This window comes from Pseudomonas sp. PB120 (assembly GCF_009761815.1).
Taxonomy (GTDB): Bacteria; Pseudomonadota; Gammaproteobacteria; order Pseudomonadales; family Pseudomonadaceae; genus Aquipseudomonas.
On record NZ_RWIN01000141.1, the window covers coordinates 43,731 to 66,831 of the forward strand.

A 23,101-nucleotide genomic window follows, 5' to 3' on the forward strand; every position below is an offset into this window, starting at 1 on the left:
ACAATAAAAACAATCGCAGGTTCCGGAGACTTCATGAAAAATCAAAGCACACTGGAAGCAGACGGCCAGGCCATGAGCTTACCGATCGCCCGAGACATCGACTGGCCACTGTTCCTGATCAGTGGCGGTTTCCTGGGCGCGTTCCTGGTAGCGGCGCTGGTGGATATCGACGCGGTGTCGGCACTGGTCAACACCCTCTTCGCCTGGTCGACCAAGGCCTTCGGCCTGTACTGGCAGGTGTTGATGCTGGCGACCTTCGTGGTCAGCCTGGGCATCTGTTTTTCGAAATGCGGACGCGTGCGCCTGGGTGGCATCAACCAGCGCCCGGACACCAGCACCTTCAACTGGATCGCCGTGATCATGTGCGCCTTGCTCGCCGGTGGTGGCGCCTTCTGGGCCGCCGCTGAACCGCTGATGCATTTCGCCAGCCCACCGCCGTTTTTCGTCGGCGTGCAACCGCACACTGAAGCGGCGGGCACCGCGGCACTGGCGCAGGCGTTCGTGCACTGGGGCTTCCTGGCCTGGGCAGTGCTCGGCAGCCTGCTGGCGATCGTGCTGATGCATTTGCACTATGACAAAGGCCTGCCGCTGGCGCCGCGCACCTTGCTCTATCCGTTGTTCGGCGAACGCGCACTGAAAGGCCCGATCGGCACCTTCGCCGACGCCACGTCGATCATTGCGGTGGTCGCCGGCACCATCGGCCCGATCGGTTTTCTTGGGCTGCAAATCAGCAGCGCCTTACACGCGGTGTGGGGCGTGCCCAACGGCCTCGTCACCCAGTCGATCACCATCGTGCTGGTCACGCTGATGTACACCACTTCCTGCCTGGTCGGTCTCAAGGGCATCCGCTTCGTCAGCGAGATCAATGTCTGGCTGATGCTCGGGCTGGCGCTGTTCATGGTGGTGTTCGGGCCGACGCTGTTTATCCTCAGCGGTTTCCCGGCGGCCTTCGCGCTGCACGTCGAGCAGTTCATCCCGTTGACGATGTTCCGCGCCGATCCGAAGTGGCTGGACTGGTGGACGGTATTCTACTGGGGCTGGTTCATCGGTTACGCACCCATGGTGGCGCTGTACGTCGCACGGATCTCGCGGGGCCGCACCATTCGCGAGATCATCATGACGCTGTCGATCATCGCCCCGCTGGTGACCATGTTCTGGTTCACCGTGGTCGGTGGTACCGGCATCGGCCTGGAGTTGCAGACACCCGGGATCGTCACCGCCCATGGCACCCAGCCTGAAGACCTGCTGCTGGGCGTGACCCAGAACCTGCCGCTCGGTGGCCTGATCAGTGGACTGTTCCTGTTCCTGAGTTTCATCTCGGTGGCCACCAATGGCGACGCCATGGCGTTTACCGTGGCGCTGGCGATGTCGAGCACCGACAAACCGAAAAAATGGCTGTGCGGTTTCTGGGCCATCGGCATGGGCCTGGCGGCGGTGGTGCTGATTACCATCGGCGCGGGCGGCGTGACCGCCCTGCAATCGTTCATCGTCATCACGGCGGTGCCGGTATCGCTGGTGATCCTGCCGGCATTGTGGGATTCGGTGCGCATCGCCCGGCACATGGCCCGCGAACAGGGCCTCTGAATCATGACTTGCCCAGGAACAACAATAATGTCCAACACCGTGTTTGTAGCGCCTGCGCTGCGCCCCGCCAGCCAGGTCATGGACCTGGCCCGGCTGGGCAGCCACTTCCAGAGCCCGCTGAGTTTTGTGCGCAGCGCCATGCGCCGGATGATGAACCAGCAATGGCGCATCCAGCGCAGCCGTTTCGACCTGGATGGCGAAGGCTTCGGCACGGTCATCTACCGCATCGACACGCCGAATGCGCACTACCACTGCGTGATCTTTTCCGCCTACCTGCCGCCAGAAAAACGCAGCGACCGGGTGATCGCCGATCAATGGGACGTCAGCTTCGTCCTGGTGGCCGGGGATGTCGATGAAGTGCAACTGGCCGACCTGCAACGCAACGTGCCGTTGCAGGAAGCCGGCCGCTTCGACGCGCGGGTGCTGGTGTTGTCCCGTGCCAATCGCAGCCTGCGCAACTTCGATCGATTCCTCGCGGCCCTGGCCGAAGGCAATCAGCCGGACCCACGCCAGCTGGCCGACGTGGGTTACCTCTATCGCACCACCGCCGTGTACGGCAATGGCAAGTTTGGCATCGCCGACTTCGGCTGCCTGCAAGACAACGCGGATTTCAATCAGCCCTTCAGCGCGCAGATGTTCACCGTGTACCTGTTGCGCCATTTCAGCATCGAGCAGATCGAGCACATGGCCCGGGCGCGCAATGCGCAGCGCGCGGTGAAACTCGATGTCGAGCTGCAGCGCTATCTGGGCGTCGGCAACGCCACAGGACTGGGCATGGCGCCCTTCCTGCTCAACCATCCGCAGCTGATCAATCAGTGGATTCTGGCGCGGGAAACGGCCCTGTCCCGCGTCCTGGCACAACCCGCCGACCCGGCGCACATGCAGCGCTTCCACGAGTTCCTGCAACGGGCACGCCTGCACCTGCAACAGACCCTGACCGAAGATGTCCGCCAGCATGAGCAAGACGTGCAAACCCTGGCCGACCTGACGCAACTGACTGACTGGCTCAACCGCCAACCCGCCAGTGATGATCTCTGGTCACGCTTGCTGGCCTGGAGTGAAACGCACGCGGGCATCGGCTGCCAGGAACTGCTGGTCAGCCTGCTGCTGGAGTTGTACCCCGAACAGGTGACGCCATTGGCGGACCAGATGGGTGTCGTCGAAGGCTGGCGCCTGGATGCGCAGATGCCCCTGACCGCGCTGCGCGAGCTGATCGAAAAACACTATGGCTGGGCGCTGGCCTACGACTTCAGCGACACCGATGCCGAGCACTTCTTCTGGTACCGCTCCGCGGAAAAAGAAGAGCCGCGCCTGGGCATGCGCGCCGAAGAACCGGGGGCCGAGAAGGAAATGCAACTGGGCATCGCACGCAACATTCAGCGCTGTCATCGCGCACTGATCGAGCATCTGCGCGCGCACCCCGGCGAGCTGACTGCGCACTTCCTGATCGCCCATCCGGCGTTCAAGGGCACAGTCCGTCGCCTGCAGGACATGGCTCAAAGTGCCTACGGCGAGATCCGCGCCAACCTGCTGTCCCGCGACATGCTGCCGATCCACTTGTTGCGCTGCAAACTGGCGTTCTTCGGCGCCGGCAAGTTCGACCCCAAGTCCAGCCGCTGGGTGCGCATCACCCTGTTCCAGGGTGCGCCGCTAGTAAGCGAAATCGGTCAGCCGTTCGCCGACGACTGGAACTTTGCGGTCATGCCGAACGGAGATCACTGACCATGCGCGTATCCCTCAACGAAATTCAGGTGATGTGCCGCAAGGCCTTCGAAGGCATGGGCTTTGCCGCCGGCGATTGCGAGGACGCCGCCGACATGATCGGCTGGCTGCAACTGCAAGGTCTGGACGGCGTCGCTGCGCTGGAAAAGGCGCTGGATTACCTGCAAAACGAAGCGGACCAACCCTTCGCGCTGCTCTACGAAGACAGCGCCCTGCTGGTGATCGATGCCAAGGGCCAGAGCGTGCTGCGCTGCGCGGCGACCGCGGTGGAACTCGCACTGGGCAAAGCGCTGCGTTGCGGCCATGCCGTGTTGCAGATTCATCATTGCCACAACCGACTCCTGTTGCTCGGCTACCTGTGCCGGGCCGCCGAACTGGGGTTGACGGTGCAAGCCCGCTGGGGCGACGCGCGCCAGGTCCGCATCGCCGCCTTCCACGCCGGCAACACCCGCCCCGACCTGCGCATTGAAGCGCGGCCGACAGCCAAGGATGTCGAGCAAAGCATCACCGTCACCTTCAGCCAGTCGACAAAACCGGCTCGCCCCCAGGCCTGTCCGCCAGCCACGCTCGCGCAGGGTTTCACCGTCAGCGAACAGACCTGGCAGCGTCTCAAGCAATTGGCTGAAAACGTCCTCGTCGAAAGCACCGAAGCCTCGCGCCGACACGGCGCCGGCGGTGGCAGCGATGCCGACTGACACGCCCCGTTCACTCAGGAATACACCGATGAAATACGCCATCAAAACCGACCTGTTCGCCTCCAAAGCCCCGCTGGAGTGGGCCGTCGTTGGCAACGGCACGCTCTACACCGCACAGATCCCCATCGATGCCCAAGGCCAGGTGGTCGACGGCGGCATCGAAGCCCAAGCCCGCCAGACCCTGGACAACCTGCGCCATACCCTGGAAGCCGCAGGCAGTTCGCTGGACGCCGTGACACAGGTCATGATCTACGTCACCGACCGCAGCTACCTGGCCACGGTCAATGCGGTGTATGCGCAGTACTTCCAGGCGCCTTACCCCAACCGCGCGGCCATCGTGGTGGCGGGACTGGCGCGCGAGGAAATGCTGGTCGAGTTGGTGGTGTACGCCTGCCTGCCACAGGTGGCTTGACCCGCCGGCTCATATACCTGCTCGACTTCCAGCCATTCGTCAGACGCGCCGCACTCTATTTTCTGCCCGGTTTCCAATCCGATACATCCCCCCACAGGAGATTCGGGCATGAACAGAACAGTTGCCGCTCTCGCGCTCTCGGCCCTGGTAGCAACCTGCACCCTCGCCGCGGTTGCCGCCGATAAGACGTCGGAATCCGCTGTCCCGCCTGCCGCCCTACCCGGCATCAATCAGGGCCACGGTTCTGAATCAAAAGACGATAAGGCCAGTAAAAAGGGGGAGGAAGCGGCAGGTTCGAACTCCGGCGCCGATTCACAAGCCACGGAAAAGGATGCTTCCACATCGAGTCAATCCAGGCACAAGGAAAAAAAACCAAAGCAATGACGACGTAGTACGGCGTGTGTCATACACCTGTCACACGCCTCCAGCACACTGCGATCAGCCAAAGGGATTTGGCCCATCTACAGAGAGCCCGGCTAAATGCCGGGCTTTTTCATTTCTGCGACACGCTTTTTACGAAACGCTCACAAGTCCAAGCGCAGATTGAGCACACAAAAGGATTTGACCCCAAACGAAGAGCCCGCTCACTGCGGGCTTTTTGTTGGTCAACATTTGCCTGATAGAAACAGCTGCAATCGCTCGAGAACAACAGCAAGCCCTCTCGATCGGCTCAACGCAAGGCGTCGCAACGACTAAGCTTTTTCGGACGAACCTCATCTTTCAAGGGTGACCCCATGAGCAGCGCCCCGCTGTCTGAACTGGATGCCGCGCTACCCGGTCTGGCCCGCAAGATCCGCGTACTGGATGCTTTGTCCTGGCCCGATGGCGTCGAGGAAGTTTTCCTGGCGCGTTGGCGTGAAGGAAAAGCAGAACTGCCCAGAGTCGAATTGGCTCCTCGCGATCACAGCGCCGACATCGTCGCACTAGAAGCCTTTATCGGGCGTTGCGATCAGGGTCATCCCGCCGGCAACTATCTCGCCATGACAGCGCGCAGCTATGCCACGGCCGGGCGCATGCTGGGCGCAATTGGCACCCCCGACTTCACTCACCATTCATCCGCGTTGTACCGACGTCCGGATTTCATTTATCCGAACCAGAATCTCAGCATGCTGGACGCGGCGCAGTTCTTTCTCAAGACCACCGACGCGCTACTGGGCGGAGCGCGGATTCCACCGACTCAGGCCGAGATCCCTGCCGAGACCTTCGCCGCGTGGATGCAGCCAGAACTGGATCGCTTCTTCGGCGAAGGCCGGGTCACGGTCGTGCTCGATCCGACGCTGGCGGCCAAGGCGATCGCCGGGGCCAGCCGCATACGCCTGCGTACGAGCGCCCTGTTTTCTGAGCTGGACAAGAATCAGCTGTTGCAGCACGAGGCCTTCGTGCATGCCGCTACCGCACAAAATGGCGCGCTCCAGCCCAACCTCAAAAGCCTGGGTTTGGGAGCGCCACGCACAACCCAGACACAGGAAGGCATCGCCACCCTGGCCGAACTGTTCACGGGCAGCATGGACATCAACCGCTTGCGCCGCCTGGCGCTGCGCGTGCTCGCGGTCCAGCAAGCGTTGGACGGCGCCGATTTCATTCAGGTATTCGAGGGTTTTCTGGCCGCCGGTCAGTCGCAAGAGGAGTCCTTCCGCTCGACCCAGCGGGTCTTCCGTGGCGCCGACCTGCGGGGTGGCTCGGCGTTTACCAAGGATGCCGCCTACCTGACCGGTTTGCTGGGTGTCCATACCCTGCTGCGCATCGCGATCCGCGACAATCGACCGGAATTGGTGGGTTACTTGTTTGCCGGACGCCTCAGTCTGGCGGATACCGTGCGCCTGGCGCCGCTCTTCGAGTCCGGCTGGCTGCAGAAACCCACCTACCTACCGGCCTGGGCCTGTGACCTGCGGCTACTCGCCGCCAACTTGGCCTTCTCCGCGTTCATCGCCCAGATAAAGCTGGATTTGATCGATCTGGAGGTGCTCATGGCATTTGCGGATGATCACGAAAACGATGCGAGCGCCTTGTGATCATGGCAGCATGCCCTGGCCAAGGTACTACGTGACCTACCGCAAGATTTTCCCCTGACGCCTGTCATCCGGATTCAAACCGCGGCTTTCAGTCAGTTCTCGTAAGCCTCCCTCCCTCCCAACACCAAGTCCATAAAAGCGACTGACGCCGCGCTGTGGTAGTTGTTTTTGCGCCGCAATAACACCGCCTCGCGCTTCGGCGCATCCCTGACCAATGGAATCCTGCACAAGGCGCGATCGACAGTGGCGATGGGTTCGGGGAGGATCGTCGCAATCGCGGTGTGACGAATGACTTCCAGCAGCGTGTTTACCGAATTGACCTCGATCACTACCTTCGGTGTGATGTGCATCGCGGCAAAGTATTCATCGATGCGGGTTCGGGTGACGAAGTCCGTGGCCAGCAGGGCAAATTCCAACTGCGCCACTTCCTCCAGCGCCAGCGCGGCCTTGCTTTCCCATAACGGGTGACTGCGTCCGACCATCACCCCCAGTGTCTCGGTAAACGCCGGAATCGACTCGATATCAGGATTCCTCACCCCATCAAACGCAATCGCGATATCCAGTGAGTCATCCGTCAGGCCAACTTCGATGTCATCCATCGACAGTTCGAAAATCTCCAGATGGATGTTGGGATACCGCGCCACGTAATCGCGTACCAGCGGCCCCACCAGATAGGCCATGAACGTCGGCGTCATAGCCAGGCGCAACGTGCCGCGGGACAAATCCTTCACATCATGCAGCGCGCGCTTGCCAGCCTCCAGCTCCACCAGCACTCGACGAGCACATTCGATATAGGCCTGCCCCGCATCGGTCGGCTTCACCGTGCGCGAGGTTCGGTCGAACAAGGTCACGCCCAGAGTCTCTTCCAGTTGGCGGATCTGTTGCGACAAGGTCGGCTGCGAAACGTGCAACGCCTCCGCAGCGCGGGTGAAGCCGCCGTTGTCGGCGACCGCTAATAAATACCGCAGATGTCGTAGCAGCATGAACACCCTCTTCTATAGGCATTACTTATGCTGCGCATTGTATATCGACTTTTGACGCTATTAATCGAACGATAGAAAATGACTTCACACCCATCCAGCTTCACTGCCGTGTCTTCACCGTGACGAACATTTTGATGCGGTCGTGAATTTCCTGGAGTGCATGCCGGAAAGGCTCATGTTTTTCACTGGTGGTCGGGTCTTCAAAACTCCACACGATCACCTCGCCGGAAGTCGGCATGCGTGAGGCTTCTTCCGAGGATTTGTCACATAGCGTGATGACGTAGTGAAATTCTTGCCCCTCGTATTCACCGATCGATTTACTGCGCAGCCCGTCGGTTGCTACGCCGATGTGTTCGAGCGATTCCAGGGTTCGAGGATCTACCTCACCGGGTTCAAGTCCGGCACTGAACGCTTCGAAGTTTGATGAATCAGTGTGGCGAAGCAGCGCTTCAGCGAACACTGAACGGACGTCATTTTTGTTGCAGACAAACAGCACCCGGATTTTGTCAGCCATGCTTTTCTCCCCGCTCGACTACCCATCTGAGAAAACGACATTGCTCAGTTAAGCAGCGTTTGTGAGCGCCCGACTTCAATTCGATGGAATGCACTATTTCCAAATCTTTCAGTGCCAGAGTCGACTCAGTTGCCTCCTCCAGCACCTGCAACTGATCAACAAACTGGCAGTCACCCCAGCGGCAAAATGTTCCAGACTATCAATTTCCTGCGAACTCACAGCGCCAGCTTGATGAATTTTATATTGCAGTTCCGGTACCCAAAGGCTGCAACGAGCCAAAGCCCTGCTACGCTCTGCAAACTCACTACAAGCGAGGATGATGATGTCTTTTGTCGACGACTTCGTGGCACAGATCATTTCTCTGGAAGTTTCCCTCTACCACTCGCGCGCTCGGCTGCAGGCCGACAGTGACAGCGAAGCCCTGCATGAATTGAGGATTGCAGTGCGCAAGATTCGAAGCCTCTTGCGACCGTTGCGCAACCTGCCGGAGGTTGTCGAATTGAATCAGGCTGCCGCTGAAGTCGGCAGAGCCACTACCCCCACGAGAGATCTCGAAGTCATCGTTGATGAGCTTCAGAAAATGGGGTATCCGCGCCAGGCGATGAACCGCCGCGCAGCCCTGAAAGAGCAATACAAAAAGATCGCCGCAAGCGCCCCGCTCGACACACTGTTTGGCGAACTGGATCGATGGACGGAGTCGTTCAGAGCCGCCGAGAGAGCCGGCGATCTTGTCGGTATCAAACGACAGATTCGCAAAGCCTTGAAGAAAAGGATTCACCAACTGACAGCCGGGCTCAGGGACAAACATTTTGATCGACACGAGCTAAGGATCATCGTGAAAAATGCGAGGTACCTCAGCGATGCCTTTCCAACGCTGTCACCACTCAGAGCCGAATCCAAAGCGCAATTGAAGTCGGTTCAGGCGTCGCTTGGCTCATGGCACGATCATCACCAATGGAGCCTGCGGGCGGAGTCCGAACCTGATCTGCTTGGCATTGCACCTTATTGGCAAGCCGCTTCGGAGCAGGCACTGGCCGATGCGGAGCTGAAACTGGCGTCGCTGCTCGGTCACCTGGATAAAGACCTGGCGAGGGCTGAAGATTGAAACGCCTGCGCCCCATGAGCGTCTTTGGAAACCTATACCGCGTGACTGGATACCCCCGACTATCTACACTGCCGCAAACGCCAAAACCTTTGGCCGACCGGGGCAACACGCATGGACCTTCAACATCGCAATAACGTAAAAGTGATGGGCGATGGTCCTTCAACACTGATCTTTTCCCATGGTTTCGGCTGCGATCAGACCATGTGGCGTTATCTCGCCGAAGGCTTCACTGATCGCTTTACAGTTATTTTGTACGACCTGGTCGGTGCGGGTCAGTCGGACCTCGAGGCCTATGATCGGGAAAAGTACAACTCGCTGGTCGGGTACGCCCGGGACCTGAATGAAATCATCGACCATTACGCCCGCGGCCCCGTGATCGTTGTCGGCCACTCTGTCAGCAGCATGATCGGTGCACTGGCTGACCGCCAGGCGCCCGGAAGCATCGCCGCCCATATAATGATCGGTCCTTCCCCCTGCTACATCGACACCGACGATTATGTCGGAGGTTTCAAGCTGGAAGACATCCACTCGCTGCTCGACACACTCGACAGCAACTACCTTGGCTGGTCCAGCACCATGGCCCCGGTGATCATGGGCGCACCAGGGCAACCGGCCCTGGGCGAAGAGCTGACCAACAGTTTTTGCCGCACCGAACCCGATATCGCCAAGCAATTTGCGCGAGTGACGTTCATGTCCGACAACCGACAGGACATCGTCGGGCTGGCGACACCCACGCTGATCCTGCAATCCACCGACGACCTGATCGCCCCCGTCGCCGTTGGCGACTACCTGCACGCAGTGCTGCCCAACAGCACGCTTTGCCTGGTGGCTAACGTCGGCCATTGCCCTCACATGAGCGCGCCAAGTGCATGCTCCGAGGCCATGGAGAACTTCCTGTCACCCTGGATGGGCGAACATGTCGACTGACCTGCCGTTGCTGCCCGATACGCAGACGTTATTCGAAGAAGCCCCCTGCGGATTGGTGGTGACGAAGGAAGACGGCACGATTCTGCGCAGCAACAAGACGTTCAGCCATTCGATCGGCCTGGAAGCCCAAGCAATCATCGGGCGGCGTTTTCAGGACCTGCTGACCATGGGCGGACGAATTTTCCATCAAACGCATTGGTCGCCCCTGATGCAGATGCAGGGTTCGGTCGCCGAGGTAAAGCTCGACCTGGTTCACCATGACAAACACATCGTGTCCATGCTGCTCAACGGCATCCGACGCGAGCACCCTAGCGGTGCGTTTTATGAGCTGGCACTCTTTGGCACCAAAGATCGCGACAAGTACGAGCGAGAGTTGCTCAACGCCCGCAAAACCGCCGAAGACCTGCTGCGCGAAAAAACCGCCGCTGAAACAGCCCTGCGGCAGGCTCAGGCCGAGCTGAATATCGCCTATGAAAAGGCCCAGCTTCGCGCCTCGTTTGCCGAACAAATGGTCGCCATCGTCAGCCACGATCTGAAAAATCCCCTGACGGCCATCAAAATGGCCTCTGACATCCTTGCCCGAGGTGAACGCACCGCCCGGGAAACCAAAATGCTCGGGCACATCAGCCAGTCGGCTGACCGTGCCGAACGCATGATTGCCGACCTGCTGGACCTGGCATTAACCAGAGTTGGGCAAGGTATTACGATCAGTCCATCGACGGTGGATTTGCACGCCTTCGTTGGCGCAAGCGTCGATGAATTGCGCATGGCGTTCCCCGAAGCCGCGTTGTTGCATCAGTGCATGGGGACTGGTAATGCCTGCCTGGATGCGGACCGGGTGCAGCAAATCATTGGCAATCTGGTGGCTAACAGCGTGGTTTATGGTGATTTACACCAGCCGATTACGATCACTTCACGCATTGAAACAAATCACACCGTTGTATCGGTGCATAACCATGGGCCGGTCATTCCCGAACCGTTGATGGCCGTTCTGTTTGAGCCAATGATCCGGGGAACAGAGACCGGCAGCGATGCACGAAGCGTAGGGCTTGGACTTTTCATCGTTCGAGAGATCGTCAGGGCGCATGACGGTGACGTGTCGGTGAGTTCAACGCCAGAAAGTGGCACCACATTCACCGCGAAATTTCCGAGGGCATGACTGAATAGGCTGCCCGCTCGGCGTTCAGCTTGGAGTTGTTGAGAGAATCATTTGTGACCGGTTCTGCGCCCGTATCCTCGTGCATGGCCTTGAGCGTCACGGCACCGCTACCGGGTTCGAAGTGGCCTGAACGTGCTTTACCCGAGCCACCGGCAGTTGCCACTCGCGGTGTCGGCGTTCATCGGATTGGTGATCCAGAAGATGAACGCGACAGACATACCGCAGGAGTGACGCTGGATCAGAAGGCCGCCGGCGTTATGAGGTTTGCCCGGAAACAGGGTTGGATTCAGCCGGTTTCGACAGGCAGGAATCGGTCAGAAGCGGACGCACGACTCCAACGATAAATTCCCCCCTTTGCTCGTGAAACTTGTGTTGAGGCCCACAGTCTTAGCCCGGCCTCGGAATCCATTTGCGAGCCAACACAGCGAAACGCTCTGCGGTCATTCCTCAGCCCACTATCGCCATTACCGTCGTCATCCCATCAGAGCTGCCCGCCTCATGCGCCAGACCGTTCGCTCCTCCTGCGTTTTCTCGCTCTGCCTTATTCCTTTGCTTCCCCTTCTCGCCAGTCCCGCCCATGCCGGCGGGGAAAGGCAACTGGTGGAGGACATCAACGATTACCGCAGCCAACCGCAGCGCTGCGCTGGGCGCACGGTCCAGGCCTTGACGCCGTTGGTGGCGAAGTCGAACCTGGCCTTGCCGATCGGCTTTGGAGGCGTCACGCTGGAGACGTTGAAGGATGTCGGCTATCAGGCGGTGTCTGTACGGACTATCCATCTGGTCGGCGCTGAAGATGCCGAGGAAGCCTTTGACATGCTCCAGAGCCGCTACTGTAGAACCCTGCTCGATACCCAGTTCGCCGATATTGGCGTGCATCGCGACGAGAGTGAATGGCAGGTGGTGCTGGCGCGGCCCCTCGATGGGCATCTGGATGACCTGCGAGCGGCGGGCAAGACCTTGCTGGCACAAGTCAACGCGGCACGGGCGAAACCGCGCCTGTGTGGTCGCCAGCGTTTCGCCGCTGCACCGCCACTGACCTGGAATGCCGCCCTGGGTACAGCGGCGCAGAGGCACAGCCGGGCAATGGCCAACGACAATTACGCCGCGCACCAGGACCCCAACGGTGATATGCCGTGGGACCGAGCAAAGGCCGCCGGCTACGGTGGCCGGCAGATCGGAGAGAACATCGCCGCCGGGCAGCGTTCGCCGGGCAAGGCTATGGAAAGCTGGCTGGCCAGCCCCGGGCATTGCGCCAATCTGATGAACCCGATGTTTACCCAGGTTGGCGCGGCCTATGCCGCGAACTCGCGTAGCGACAATGGCGTCTATTGGACGATGCTGTTCGGCGCGAAATGAGGAGATGGGGGGCACCTGTTAGCCGGTCCTGCGTCAAGATCAAGCACGCCAGCCACTTCAGCTTTTTGTCGATGTGCAAACCTGGCGCGGTGGCGCTGCTCGAAGAAGACGCACCCGGCGATGGCATGATTTGCTGGCGCAGACATTTCGCAACTGAAGGACATTCGAGCCTGCTCCACCGAGCGGTGACTGGCAGACGAGTAACGAGTGAATTCTTGTGCTAAACCTCAAGGATCCAACTCACCGCTCACGACCGTTGGGGCAAGCCAAATGTTGAACATCAAGATGCTGAAAGCAGCCACCTGTGCGTCTGCATTAGCCGCTCTGCTCCCACTGTCAGGGGTACGTGCCGAGTCGGGGATTACCCCTGAACAAGCGCACTCAATAGGCATCGACGCTTACACCTACCTCTACCCGCTGTTGTCGATGGACATCACCCGCAAGCAGTTCACCAACATCGAGCCCGGCAAGGAGATTGGCAAAGGCCCGATGAATATGTTCGTGAACTTGCCCAAGTATCCGCCCGCCGACTTCAAGGGGGTGGTGCGGCCTAATTTCGACACGCTCTACTCCACCGCGTGGCTGGACCTTACCAAGGAACCCTTGGTGATCTCCGCGCCGGACACCGACGGACGTTTCTACCTTTTGCCGATGCTCGACATGTGGACCGATGTCTTTGCGTCCCCCGGCTGGCGCACAACCGGCACCCAGGCGGGCAATTTCCTGGTGACCCCACCCGGTTGGAGCGGCACTGTTCCGGAGGGGTTTACGCAGCTGCCCGCACCGACGCCTTACGTCTGGATCATCGGCCGTACCAAGACTGACGGGGAGGCGGATTACCCGGCGGTGCAAAAGATCCAGGCCGGCTACAAAGTCACCCCACTCTCGCACTGGGGCAAGGCAGCAGAGCCGACGACAGTGCAGATCGATACAAGCGTGGACATGAAAACCCCACCCAAGGCGCAGGTCGACTCCATGTCGGCCGCCCAGTACTTTGCCTACGCCGCCGAATTGCTCAAGCTCAATCCCACGCACAGTACTGACCTGCCTATCGTGGCGCAGATGAAAAAAATAGGCCTGGAACCCGGCAAGAGTTTTGATATCGACAAGATCGATCCGGCGCTGAAGCAAGCGCTTGAGACGGTGCCGGCCGAAGCGCAAGCGCTCATGAAATGGAAGGTGGCGACGCTTGCCAGAATCAGCAATGGCTGGTCAATGAACACCGATACGATGGGGGTCTACGGCAACTACTACCTCAAGCGCGCCATCGTCGCGCAACAAGGCCTCGGCGCTAACCTGCCGGAGGATGCGATCTACCCGTTGAACCTCGCCGATGACACTGGAAAGCCGCTCGATGGCGCCAACAAATACACGCTCCACTTCGACAAAGGTGAAACTCCACCCGTCAACGCGTTCTGGTCTGTCACGCTGTACGACAGTGACGGCTTCCAGGTAGGGAATGTGCTCAATCGCTTTGCCGTCAGCAGCTGGATGCCATTCAAGAGCAACGCAGACGGGTCGCTCGACCTGTACTTCCAACACGAGAGCCCCGGTAAAGACAAGGAATCCAATTGGCTGCCTGCGCCCGAAGGGGCCTTCAACCTGACCATGCGTCTTTATGGCCCGAAGGCAGACGCCCTCACCGGCAAATGGAATCCGCCAGCGGTCAAGCGGATGTAGGCGATCAGTCAGACCACTCGTAACCGGCGCCTGTCTGTTGCGCTTTCAGGCGGGCTTGCGAATGCCATTGAACAGCAGCTCGATAAAGCGCCTGACATTCTGTCGCCTGCGCCGATGAACATCGAACGCGCGATCACGCGATCACGCGCAGCTGGAGCAAAATCAATTCCGGCACTTGAAGCCAGAGCCCCGCCTCACTGAGAAGTGAGGCGGGGCGTTTTTTGAGGTGCTCAGACAGAAAGCGGCCAGGAGCAACCTATGGCAATGCCTTGCCGCTCTCGGCAAGCTTGTGCTGCCGACTCCCCCCAGCGACCCGCCAACGCCCTGAAAAACAAGGCACCAAGCGAATGGCCTGACTTTTGCTCTGCTACCGGGTTACCAACCAAGGAGTGTCAATATGATCGGAAGCAACTTACCTGCGCTGCCCTACGTCGATGGGCTCAGAAAGTCTTTGGAGAGTGGCAAGGTGACCGCCGGCAGGATCGAAGTCGCCAATGCGACAGCGGACGTCCAGGCACAGATCGATAAAGGTTTTCGCGAGTCAGAACGCGATCTGGAGCAGCTCAAAGCACGCTTCAAATTCGACCCAGACGCGGCAATGTACGACGCGAAAGGCAACACCATCGAACAGCCCGATGTGCAGTCCCTCAGCAAAAGCGACGCTTCGTCTGTCCCGGACAGCCTCCAGCCGCTGATCGAGATCGAACTCACAGACGAGAAAGCCTTCAACGCTGACAATGGGGTCTTATCGATTACCAGCGCTGCGGTTTATCAGAAGTGGTTGCTGGCTCGTGGGAGCGTTGATGTGTCTGTGTAGGTGTCCATAGGACATTTATCGATAGGCCGGTGAGAGGCGGCCTATCGCGATAAACAGCCATCGGCCAAAAGCGGACCCTCCCCTCAGGGCGTCTAATCGATAGCGCTGATGATTACTATCGAAAGGCCCGCCTGTTTGGTTGCCAAAACCGACTCCTATAATCGCTTCCGATTCTCCCCCCGCTTTCCCCGCCTGTTTTCAGGCGACATTCCCCTTGGAACCCAGCACCATGCCAAGCGCCAACCAGCCCCATCACGGCCTGCCCGAACATAATCAACAAAGTGTCAAACAGCAGTGGCTGGCGATTCTCTCGGTCGCCGTGGGTGCCTTCGCCTTGGTCACCAGCGAGTTTCTTCCGGTGGGCGTACTCAACGATGTCGCCAGCGACCTCGGTATCAGTGCAGGACACGCCGGTCTGATGGTGACCCTGCCCGGCATAGCGGCTGCCCTCGCCGCCCCCTTGCTGTCTCTGGGCATTGGTGCCTCGGACCGTCGCTATCTGCTTATCGGCTTGACGCTACTGATGGTCATCGCCAACTCGGTCGTGGCCTACGCCAGCGACTTCAGCCTGCTGCTGTTCGGTCGCGTACTCCTGGGCATCAGCATTGGCGGTTTCTGGGCGACTGCCATTGCCCTCAGCGGCCGCTTGGCTCCCAAGGGAGTTGGCGTAGCTCAGGCGACCTCGATCATCATGGTCGGTGTGACCTTGGCCACCGTCTTGGGCGTGCCCGTAGGTACTTGGCTGAGTGGGCTGATGGGTTGGCGCATGACCTTCCTTATCACCGCGCTGCTGGGCGTGCCGGTGCTACTGGCGCAGATTTTCCTGCTACCGCGGCTCAACCCGGACAAGGCCATTCGCATCAGTGACCTCCCGGCCTTGTTTATCAATCCACAAGCTCGGGTCGGGTTGATCGCTGTGTTGCTGATTGGCCTGGCGCACTTTGCCGCGTACACCTACGTCGCCCCCTTCTTCAAACAAAGTGCAGGCTTCGATGGGCCGACTATTGGCTCACTGCTGCTGCTCTATGGCGTGGCAGGGGTAATGGGTAATATTTTCGCCGGTTTCGCCGCCAACCGTAGCGTGCGGCACACCCTGTTGCTGGTCGCATTGATGATCGGCAGCAGCACCGCCCTGTTCCCCCACTTCGCCACCAGCATGACCGGCGCAGCGATGCTGATCGCGCTCTGGGGCTTTGCCTTCGGCGCCTTCCCGGCCTGCGCCAGTATCTGGATGTTTGTCGTAGCGCCCAAGGATGTCGAACGTGGCATGCCACTCTTTGTCGCCATGTTCCAGGTCATTATTGCGTTGGGCTCGTTCTTCGGCGGGCAGATCGTCGACCAACTGGGCAGCTCGGTGCTGCTGAGTTTAGCTACGGGCTTGGTAGGCTGCGGTTTTGTAACGGTACTTGTGTTGGGGCGTAACGTCAGTAATAACCTGGCGGCCCAGCCCTGCTAGCCGGATGACGGGTTTCGGCTTACGGCCAGAAGCGGACATGTCCCGCATCGTTTTTTACAAGTCAGTAAGCCATGTACGGAACCGCTCTCAGCGAACGTGTCGGCCTTATACCGCCATTACAAAGCGGTGACCAACTTGAGCCCGCTGCAGTATCAGAAGCGCGTTCGGCTGCTCCAAGTCTGCACGCTGTTGGTGGCCAGCGCCAAAAGCGTCACCACAGCGGCAGTTGAAGTGGGCTGTGAAAGCCGTACCCAGTTCAGCCACGATTACGCCCGTGTTTTGGACATGTCACCTGCGCGGGATGTCGCAAGGATTTTGGCGAAAACACGGGCTTAGGCCATTTAGCTGTTTTGGCCACCATCCACATTCAAGGTGGTGCCGGTAATATACGCGGCGTCAGGCCCGACCAAAAATGCAACTGCACCGGCCACTTCTTCAGGCTGGCCGTAGCGACCCAGTGCTGTCATCTGTTTAACCATCGCGGCCACTTCACTGGTCTCGGGGTTCATCTGGGTATTGATCGGCCCCGGCTGCACGGTATTAACGGTGATATGACGCTCACCCAGATCCCGCGCCCAACCACGACTATAAGCAGCAACCGCCGCCTTGCTCGCGGCGTAGTCAGCGATACCTGGGAAAGGCGCACGACTGGCAAACATGGTGCCGATAGAAACAATTCGTCCACCGTTAGCTAACAGCGGCACCGCCGCACGAACGGCAGCGACAACGCCACCGACATTGACGGCCTGCTGGCGGTCAAGCTCGGCGATATTCGCCTGCGGGTCACCAATTGCGCCAGTAACAAACACGCCGGCGCTGTTCACCAGAATATCCAGACGACCAAAGTGTGCGTGTACGTGGTTGACCATCGCAGCGACCGCGCTGGCGTCCGCCTGATCGGCAACCAGGGCCAACGCCTGAACACCCAGCGATTCGATGTGATGGACCACCGCACGGGCCTGCTCCGCTGATGCGGCGTAGCTGAACGCCACATCAGCACCTTCAGCGGCCAGACGTTTGGCAATGGCGGCACCAATACCACGTGAACCGCCGGTAACCAATGCAACTTTACCTGCCAGGGATTTGCTCATGATGTGTTCCTGTTTAGTGAGGGGCTCGTCGCGAATGACGAACCGTGCCGCCACACTAGCTACCACCATGAAAGTGATAAACTGACAATAGCTGTATGCACTATCACCAATTTGGTGATAAACGTGCTTCTTCTGATTCCCCAAACGGTGCCCGCGGTGGACTACTTTCTTGCCGTACAAGCGTTCAATCGCATTGTCGAAACCGGCAGCTTCGTCAAAGCGGCAATGCAAATGGACCTGCACCCCAATGCCGTGACCAAGCTGGTGCAAGCGCTGGAATCCCACCTGCGAGTAAAGTTGCTCAACCGCACCACACGGCGGGTCACACTGACCAACGAGGGAGGCGTCTATTACGAGCAAATGAGCCGGGTGCTTGACCGCTGGCTAGAGGTTGAAGCGGAAATTGCAGTTATCCAGTCGGCCCCGAAAGGCAAAGTTCGTATCGATATGGGCACCACCATCGCGACGCTATTGGTGATACCGGCGCTGCCTGAGTTTCACGACCGGTATCCGCAGGTTCAGATTGATATTGGAGCGAGCGATCGCACAGCAGACCTTGCCAGCGAAAACATTGACTGCGTGATTCGCGGGGGCATCCTGCAAGACTCCTCGCTGATTGCGCGTCGCCTGGGCAGCCTGCCATTTGTAACCTGCGCAACGCCGGCCTACCTGGCAGCTCACGGCGTGCCCTGCCACCCGCGTGAACTGGAAGAAGGGCATGCGCTGGTCCGTTACTTTTTCCCAGGCTCGGGAAGGCAAAACAACCTTGAGTTCACCAAGGGCGATGAGCACGTCACCGTGCAAGGCCGATACGTAGTCGCAGTCAACGACAGCAACGCTTACCTCGCAGCAGGCCTTGCCGGATTAGGGGTGATTCATACGTTACGGTTTATGGCACAACCGCAAATCGACGCAGGCACGTTTGTCCCGGTGTTGCAGGATTGGCAGTCCGAGCCCAACCCGCTGTCGATCGTGTACATGCCCAACCGACATCTGAGCGTTCGTGTACGCGCATTTGTCGATTGGCTGGTGGACCATTTCGCAGCCCACCCACATGTGTTGCCCTGAGCTGCAACCGGAGGAATCGAGCAACGATCCACAACGTGGCGCCCAAAGTACCTGGGCGTCCTTGTCGGAAACCTGAGGGCATACAGGCGTACGTTACCGAACGCCTGTGGTTATCCGGCAGATTTTAGTAACCCACGCCACGCACGCCACCGGACGCCCGGATGGATTCACCTGTTACCCAATGGGCATCTTCGGACGCTAAAAACACGGCAAGCGGAGCAATGTCTTCAGGCTCGCCGAAACGTCGCAACGGCGTACCCGCGATAAGTAGTTCGCCAAATTCACCTGCGAAATTGCCGTCAGTGGCAGGCGTGTTGGTATGGCCTGGAAGAATGGAGTTAACCCGAATTCCTCGTGGCCCGAGCTCTCTGGCCAAGGCAAGGGTCAGCGTATCGACTGCGCCTTTGGTAGCCGAGTAAACGCTAGAAGCGAGGTACGGGTCGGTGCTGAGGATCGAGCTGATATTAATGATGCTACCGGAGGTACCCAGCAATTTTACAGCCTCCCGCGCTGCCAGCAGATAGCCGAGCACGTTGAGGTTGAACTGCTTGTGGAAGGCCTCTTCGGTGAGGTCTTCAATCATTTGAAACACCGCGATCCCGGCGTTGTTCACAAGAATATCCAGCCTCCCGAAATCAGCCCCGACGTTTGCGAACAGGCGAGTTACATCGGCGCCGTTGCTCATGTCCGCTTGTATGGCAACGGCATTCCCGCCTTGCGCTTTAATATGCGCGACCACCAAATCCGCGTCGCCTTTGCTTAATGAATAATTGACGATGACGGTGGCACCGGCTGCGCCCAATGCCTTGGCAATACCAGCACCGATGCCTTTGGAAGCACCAGTCACTACCGCGATTTTCCCTTCAAGTTTCATATGAGACCTTACTAAAGTGGCGAGTGACGCAGCGTCAGTTGTTGGCTCCCGATTAGTCATTGAGGCCACACGCTGCTTGCCAGCAGTATTAGGTCTGCATCGCGTAAAGCCGTTGCCGGTTCCTCTCACACCCTTGCCTATTCTTCTCACCTACGTTGCTTTATTTGTCGGTCTGCGCCATCGTCGCCCACATGAACGACGCCATGAAGGAACTGCGCAGCATCGTGATGCGCGCCAAAAGCCAGTGGACGGAAACCGGATTGCCACGTGTGGCGATGGTCCACGCCGAAGCCTGCGCCAGCCAGGTTTACCAGCCAATGTTGCACCTCGTGCTGCAGGGCTCGAAAACCTTGTCCATCGGTGATCGAGTTTTGAGTTACGGGCCGGCCACTTACTTTGTAGTGCCTATCGATGTGCCGGCGACCGGCGAGATTTATCCAGGTGGACCGGACGAGCCGTATCTCGCTGTCAGCTTGACCCTGGAGCCGGGGACTATCGCGTCGCTGCTAGCGGACAGACTAAAAGCAGAAAGCCAGGTCTATCCCAGTGACTTCACGCCTGCGTTGGCTGCCCCAGAAATGCTCGATGCCTGGTTACGCATGCTGCGTCTCATAGATCTCCCCCATGAGGCTCCTGTGCTTGCCCCCATGATCGAACGCGAAATTTTGTTTCGCGCGTTGCACGGGCCTTTTGGCGAGATGTTGCGCGAGATAGCGCGCCCGGATGGCCGGCTGTCACAGATCCAACGAGCGACCCAATGGATCCGCGAGCACTACACCGAGCCCTTTCGAGTGGAGCCTCTGGCGGCCATGGCCGACATGAGCGTCGCTGCGTTCTATCGGCATTTCAAAGCCATTACCGCGATGACACCGATCCAATACCAAAAGCGTCTGCGCCTGCTCAGAGCGCGATGGCTCCTGTTATTCGAAACACACAACGCCGCCGCTATCGCATTCACGGTCGGCTACGAAAGTGCCTCGCAATTCAGTAGGGAGTACGCACGTTTGTTTGGGTTGCCGCCGGCCCGAGACGCCGCAAGGTTTAAAAATCCCGCGGATGTCATCGACTCAGACCAAAAACCCTCACCTGCCTTTCCTCCCAGAAGGCGTTAAACAGTCCGCCAGCACATTCAACAACGCCTGAATCTTCGGCAACACCTGCCGGCTCTTGACCCACGCCAGATTAATCGCCAAACCATCCGTCGCCAGTTGCGGAAGCACTTCAACCAACGTCTCCTCTTCAAGCTGACTCTGAATCAACCACGTCGGCAACTGCGCGATTCCACAGCCCGCCGCGAAAAATGTGTCGACCGGTGCCCAGATAGTAGTGCCCCACCGCCGGAGGCCAGACATCCGGACCGCCGACTTGAACGACGACATCGATGCCCTCTTCGACCGGGTCGACGATTCGATTGGAGAACGTAATGTGCGGCGAGAGCAACGGGTACTTGTCGATGAACGCCAGGACGACCGGCAGCGCATGCATCCGACCGTAGGACGCCGAGAGGTCGATCCGGATCCGGCCCTGGGGTTCGGTGTTTTCGTGCAAGGACGATTCGGCCTCTTCCAGGTCGGCGAGCACGCCGATGCAGGTTTTATAGAACGCGGTTCCGGCATCGGTCAGTGACAAGCGTCGCGTGGTGCGGTGGAACAGCCGCGTGCCGAGTCGGCTCTCCACTTTCCGAGCAGATTCTGCGACTGGAAGAACGCCTCGGCACGCATGTGTTTATTCGCACTAACCGCCGCTTGATGTTGACCGAGGCCGGACGGCGCTTGCAGCGGAGATCGCCGAACTGGTCAGCCAGGGCGACTTGAAGCGGGTCTGGTCATGCTGCCCATCAAGCAGCAAAACCTTACGGTGAGCGAGTACCGTGGAGCATTGTTGCGCTCTTGACGCGAGGGGATGAACAGGACGTTGCCAGTACGTTGTATAGGCGATGCCTATACTTGAAAGTGTTGGGCCTCACTGGCATGAGCGAGTGTCGATCATAGAATTTTTGAACTCCTGATCCGCAGGCCACCTCCCAAATCACAAAGCACAATACATGACCGCGATGTGACGATGACCCACCAACCGCTGTCTAGCCGCGAGCCCGGCGCGATATTTGAAACCGATCTTCCAGCACGCCTGGACCGCCTGCCCTGGAGTCGCTTTCACTCCCTGCTGGTGGTCGCGCTAGGCATCACCTGGTTGCTCGATGGCCTGGAAGTAACCCTGGCCGGCTCGGTATCCGGTGCGCTGAAAGACAGTCCCGACCTGCACATGAGCAACGTCGAAATCGGACTGGCCGGCGGTATCTACATCGCCGGCGCAGTGCTCGGCGCCTTGCTGTTCGGTTGGCTGACCGATCGCCTGGGGCGGCGAAAGTTGTTCTTCATAACGTTATGGCTGTACGTCGGCGCCACGGCGGCCACGGCGTTTTCCTTTAATCTGGAAAGCTTTCTGCTGTTCCGCTTCCTCACGGGCATGGGCATCGGCGGCGAGTACACGGCGATCAATTCAACCATTCAGGAATTCACCCCCGCGCGCTATCGCGGCTGGGTCGACCTGACCATCAACGGCACCTTCTGGTTGGGCGCGGCGCTTGGTGCCGGCGGGGCCATTGTCCTGCTGGACCCACAGGTGGCCGGCGGCGACCTGGGCTGGCGCCTGTGCTTCGGCATCGGTGCAGCGCTGGGTCTGTTGATCCTGTTGATGCGCCTGTGGCTACCGGAAAGCCCGCGCTGGCTGCTGATCCATGGTCGGCACGATGAGGCGCGACGCATCGTCTTCGGCATCGAAGCGCGCCTGCGCGACAAGGGCCATGAACTGCCGCCCCTGGCCGGCATGCCCTTGCGTCTGCACGCCCGGGACCATACCCCCCTGGCGGAAATCTTCCACACCCTGTTTATCACCTACAGGCGCAGGGCGCTGGTGGGGATGAGCCTGCTGACCGCGCAGGCCTTCTTTTACAACGCGATCTTCTTTACCTATGCGCTCGTGCTCACCGACTTTTACCAGGTGCCCGCCGAGCATGTCGGCTGGTACGTATTACCGCTGGCCTTGGGCAATTTCAGCGGTCCGCTGTTGCTGGGGCGCCTGTTTGACGTGATCGGCCGCCGCGTAATGATCAGCTTCACCTACGCGACATCCGGGGTGTTGCTGGCACTCAGTGGCTATGCCTTCGAGCAAGGCTGGCTGGATGTCACCCAGCAAGCCGTGGCGTGGATGGTGATCTTCTTTTTCGCTTCGGCTGCGGCCAGTTCGGCCTACCTGACCGTGGCGGAAACCTTCCCGCTGGAAATACGTGCCTTGGCCATCGCCGTGTTTTACGCGTTCGGCACGGGCCTGGGCGGCATCATCGGGCCGATGCTGTTTGGCCAATTGATCCAGACCCAGCAGCGCAGCAGTTTACTGATGGGTTACCTGACCGGCGCCGCGCTGATGTGTGCCGCAGCCGTGGTGCAAGCGGTATGGGGCGTGGCGGCGGAACATCGAGCGTTGGAACAGGTGGCGAGGCCGTTGTCGCAGGCTGAAGATTGACTGGAGGCTGCTGGCAAATAAGCAAAGACATTGGCCCTTTCATCAGGTTTTGCTGTAATCCCTCCGGGGCAGGTAAGGGCTTGAATGGCTAGATGGAACGTTAAACGACTTATTGGTTGGAGGC

23 protein-coding genes and 3 pseudogenes are annotated in these 23,101 nt (G+C 59.4%); 20 read left to right on the forward strand and 6 right to left on the reverse strand.

The window, feature by feature from the left end:
- Positions 1 to 33 precede the first annotated feature (33 nt).
- From EJA72_RS25420 to EJA72_RS25445, 6 genes are all read left to right on the forward strand, one after another.
- A complete protein-coding gene (locus tag EJA72_RS25420) occupies positions 34 to 1,584 on the forward strand; it encodes a BCCT family transporter (protein ID WP_157714639.1) in 1,551 nt (516 codons plus the stop codon).
- A gap of 27 nt (positions 1,585 to 1,611) precedes the next feature.
- Positions 1,612 to 3,306 (forward strand): hypothetical protein, encoded by a 1,695-nt coding sequence (locus EJA72_RS25425; protein WP_157714640.1) that lies wholly within the window; start codon positions 1,612 to 1,614, stop codon positions 3,304 to 3,306.
- 2 nt (positions 3,307 to 3,308) lie between these two features.
- Positions 3,309 to 4,001 (forward strand): DUF3726 domain-containing protein, encoded by a 693-nt coding sequence (locus EJA72_RS25430; protein WP_157714641.1) that lies wholly within the window; start codon positions 3,309 to 3,311, stop codon positions 3,999 to 4,001.
- A 28-nt stretch (positions 4,002 to 4,029) separates the two neighbouring features.
- Complete coding sequence (locus EJA72_RS25435) at positions 4,030 to 4,413, forward strand: RidA family protein (RefSeq protein WP_157714642.1); 384 nt, start codon at positions 4,030 to 4,032, stop codon at positions 4,411 to 4,413.
- A 108-nt stretch (positions 4,414 to 4,521) separates the two neighbouring features.
- A complete protein-coding gene (locus EJA72_RS25440; protein ID WP_157714643.1) occupies positions 4,522 to 4,797 on the forward strand; it encodes a hypothetical protein in 276 nt (91 codons plus the stop codon).
- A 350-nt stretch (positions 4,798 to 5,147) separates the two neighbouring features.
- The gene (locus tag EJA72_RS25445; RefSeq protein ID WP_157714644.1) at positions 5,148 to 6,425 is read left to right on the forward strand and encodes a flavohemoglobin expression-modulating QEGLA motif protein; all 1,278 of its coding nucleotides are present in this window, start codon (positions 5,148 to 5,150) and stop codon (positions 6,423 to 6,425) included.
- A gap of 92 nt (positions 6,426 to 6,517) precedes the next feature.
- Here EJA72_RS25445 and cynR read toward each other — a convergent pair whose 3' ends face one another.
- Positions 6,518 to 7,408 carry a transcriptional regulator CynR gene (gene cynR / locus EJA72_RS25450; protein WP_157714645.1) on the reverse strand — a complete coding sequence of 297 codons (891 nt, stop codon included), beginning with the start codon at positions 7,406 to 7,408 and terminating at the stop codon, positions 6,518 to 6,520.
- 100 nt (positions 7,409 to 7,508) lie between these two features.
- Positions 7,509 to 7,922, reverse strand: coding sequence for an arsenate reductase ArsC (locus tag EJA72_RS25455; protein ID WP_157714646.1), 414 nt, complete (start codon positions 7,920 to 7,922; stop codon positions 7,509 to 7,511).
- Between the two features lie 322 nt (positions 7,923 to 8,244).
- Here EJA72_RS25455 and EJA72_RS25460 point away from each other — a divergent pair, with 322 nt between their 5' ends.
- The 10 genes and pseudogenes from EJA72_RS25460 to EJA72_RS25500 all read left to right on the forward strand — a co-directional run.
- Positions 8,245 to 9,027: a CHAD domain-containing protein gene (locus EJA72_RS25460; RefSeq protein ID WP_157714647.1), complete on the forward strand. Its 783-nt coding sequence runs from the start codon at positions 8,245 to 8,247 to the stop codon at positions 9,025 to 9,027.
- A gap of 111 nt (positions 9,028 to 9,138) precedes the next feature.
- On the forward strand, positions 9,139 to 9,954 hold the full coding sequence (locus tag EJA72_RS25465) for an alpha/beta fold hydrolase (protein ID WP_157714648.1): 816 nt from the start codon (positions 9,139 to 9,141) through the stop codon (positions 9,952 to 9,954).
- Positions 9,944 to 11,113, forward strand: coding sequence for a PAS domain-containing sensor histidine kinase (locus tag EJA72_RS25470; protein WP_157714649.1), 1,170 nt, complete (start codon positions 9,944 to 9,946; stop codon positions 11,111 to 11,113). Before EJA72_RS25465 ends, EJA72_RS25470 begins: the two co-directional genes overlap by 11 nt.
- A gap of 123 nt (positions 11,114 to 11,236) precedes the next feature.
- Positions 11,237 to 11,344: pseudogene (locus EJA72_RS25475) on the forward strand (LysR family transcriptional regulator); the annotation flags it as partial.
- A gap of 267 nt (positions 11,345 to 11,611) precedes the next feature.
- Positions 11,612 to 12,469 carry a CAP domain-containing protein gene (locus tag EJA72_RS25480; protein ID WP_157714650.1) on the forward strand — a complete coding sequence of 286 codons (858 nt, stop codon included), beginning with the start codon at positions 11,612 to 11,614 and terminating at the stop codon, positions 12,467 to 12,469.
- A 32-nt stretch (positions 12,470 to 12,501) separates the two neighbouring features.
- Positions 12,502 to 12,693 (forward strand): annotated as a pseudogene (locus tag EJA72_RS29835) (dienelactone hydrolase); the annotation flags it as partial.
- Between the two features lie 46 nt (positions 12,694 to 12,739).
- Positions 12,740 to 14,149 carry a DUF1254 domain-containing protein gene (locus EJA72_RS25485; protein WP_157714651.1) on the forward strand — a complete coding sequence of 470 codons (1,410 nt, stop codon included), beginning with the start codon at positions 12,740 to 12,742 and terminating at the stop codon, positions 14,147 to 14,149.
- A 397-nt stretch (positions 14,150 to 14,546) separates the two neighbouring features.
- Positions 14,547 to 14,966 (forward strand): hypothetical protein, encoded by a 420-nt coding sequence (locus tag EJA72_RS25490; protein WP_157714652.1) that lies wholly within the window; start codon positions 14,547 to 14,549, stop codon positions 14,964 to 14,966.
- A 229-nt stretch (positions 14,967 to 15,195) separates the two neighbouring features.
- Positions 15,196 to 16,422 carry an MFS transporter gene (locus tag EJA72_RS25495; protein WP_157714653.1) on the forward strand — a complete coding sequence of 409 codons (1,227 nt, stop codon included), beginning with the start codon at positions 15,196 to 15,198 and terminating at the stop codon, positions 16,420 to 16,422.
- A 93-nt stretch (positions 16,423 to 16,515) separates the two neighbouring features.
- Positions 16,516 to 16,758: pseudogene (locus EJA72_RS25500) on the forward strand (helix-turn-helix domain-containing protein); the annotation flags it as partial.
- A 5-nt stretch (positions 16,759 to 16,763) separates the two neighbouring features.
- On the opposite strand, the gene EJA72_RS25505 reads toward EJA72_RS25500, so the two are convergent.
- Entirely contained in the window at positions 16,764 to 17,513 is a 750-nt protein-coding gene (locus tag EJA72_RS25505) for an SDR family NAD(P)-dependent oxidoreductase (protein WP_157714655.1), read from the reverse strand.
- Between the two features lie 3 nt (positions 17,514 to 17,516).
- Here EJA72_RS25505 and EJA72_RS25510 point away from each other — a divergent pair, with 3 nt between their 5' ends.
- Entirely contained in the window at positions 17,517 to 18,581 is a 1,065-nt protein-coding gene (locus EJA72_RS25510) for a LysR substrate-binding domain-containing protein (protein WP_372240742.1), read from the forward strand.
- 124 nt (positions 18,582 to 18,705) lie between these two features.
- Here the strand turns inward: EJA72_RS25510 and EJA72_RS25515 are convergent, their stop codons facing one another.
- On the reverse strand, positions 18,706 to 19,455 hold the full coding sequence (locus EJA72_RS25515; protein ID WP_372240743.1) for an SDR family NAD(P)-dependent oxidoreductase: 750 nt from the start codon (positions 19,453 to 19,455) through the stop codon (positions 18,706 to 18,708).
- Between the two features lie 191 nt (positions 19,456 to 19,646).
- Between EJA72_RS25515 and EJA72_RS25520 the strand changes: the two genes are divergently transcribed.
- Complete coding sequence (locus EJA72_RS25520; protein ID WP_157714657.1) at positions 19,647 to 20,567, forward strand: AraC family transcriptional regulator; 921 nt, start codon at positions 19,647 to 19,649, stop codon at positions 20,565 to 20,567.
- Here EJA72_RS25520 and EJA72_RS29420 read toward each other — a convergent pair.
- Both EJA72_RS29420 and EJA72_RS29840 read right to left on the reverse strand, forming a co-directional pair.
- Positions 20,538 to 20,807 (reverse strand): LysR substrate-binding domain-containing protein, encoded by a 270-nt coding sequence (locus EJA72_RS29420; RefSeq protein WP_256679764.1) that lies wholly within the window; start codon positions 20,805 to 20,807, stop codon positions 20,538 to 20,540. The two genes, EJA72_RS25520 and EJA72_RS29420, sit on opposite strands and share 30 nt — an antisense overlap.
- Complete coding sequence (locus tag EJA72_RS29840) at positions 20,695 to 21,132, reverse strand: LysR family transcriptional regulator (protein ID WP_372240744.1); 438 nt, start codon at positions 21,130 to 21,132, stop codon at positions 20,695 to 20,697. Before EJA72_RS29840 ends, EJA72_RS29420 begins: the two co-directional genes overlap by 113 nt.
- Between EJA72_RS29840 and EJA72_RS29845 the strand changes: the two genes are divergently transcribed.
- Both EJA72_RS29845 and EJA72_RS25535 read left to right on the forward strand, forming a co-directional pair.
- Positions 21,078 to 21,269: a LysR family transcriptional regulator gene (locus tag EJA72_RS29845; RefSeq protein ID WP_372240745.1), complete on the forward strand. Its 192-nt coding sequence runs from the start codon at positions 21,078 to 21,080 to the stop codon at positions 21,267 to 21,269. The two genes, EJA72_RS29840 and EJA72_RS29845, sit on opposite strands and share 55 nt — an antisense overlap.
- 247 nt (positions 21,270 to 21,516) lie before the next feature.
- The gene (locus tag EJA72_RS25535; protein WP_157714658.1) at positions 21,517 to 22,977 is read left to right on the forward strand and encodes an MFS transporter; all 1,461 of its coding nucleotides are present in this window, start codon (positions 21,517 to 21,519) and stop codon (positions 22,975 to 22,977) included.
- Positions 22,978 to 23,101 lie beyond the last annotated feature (124 nt).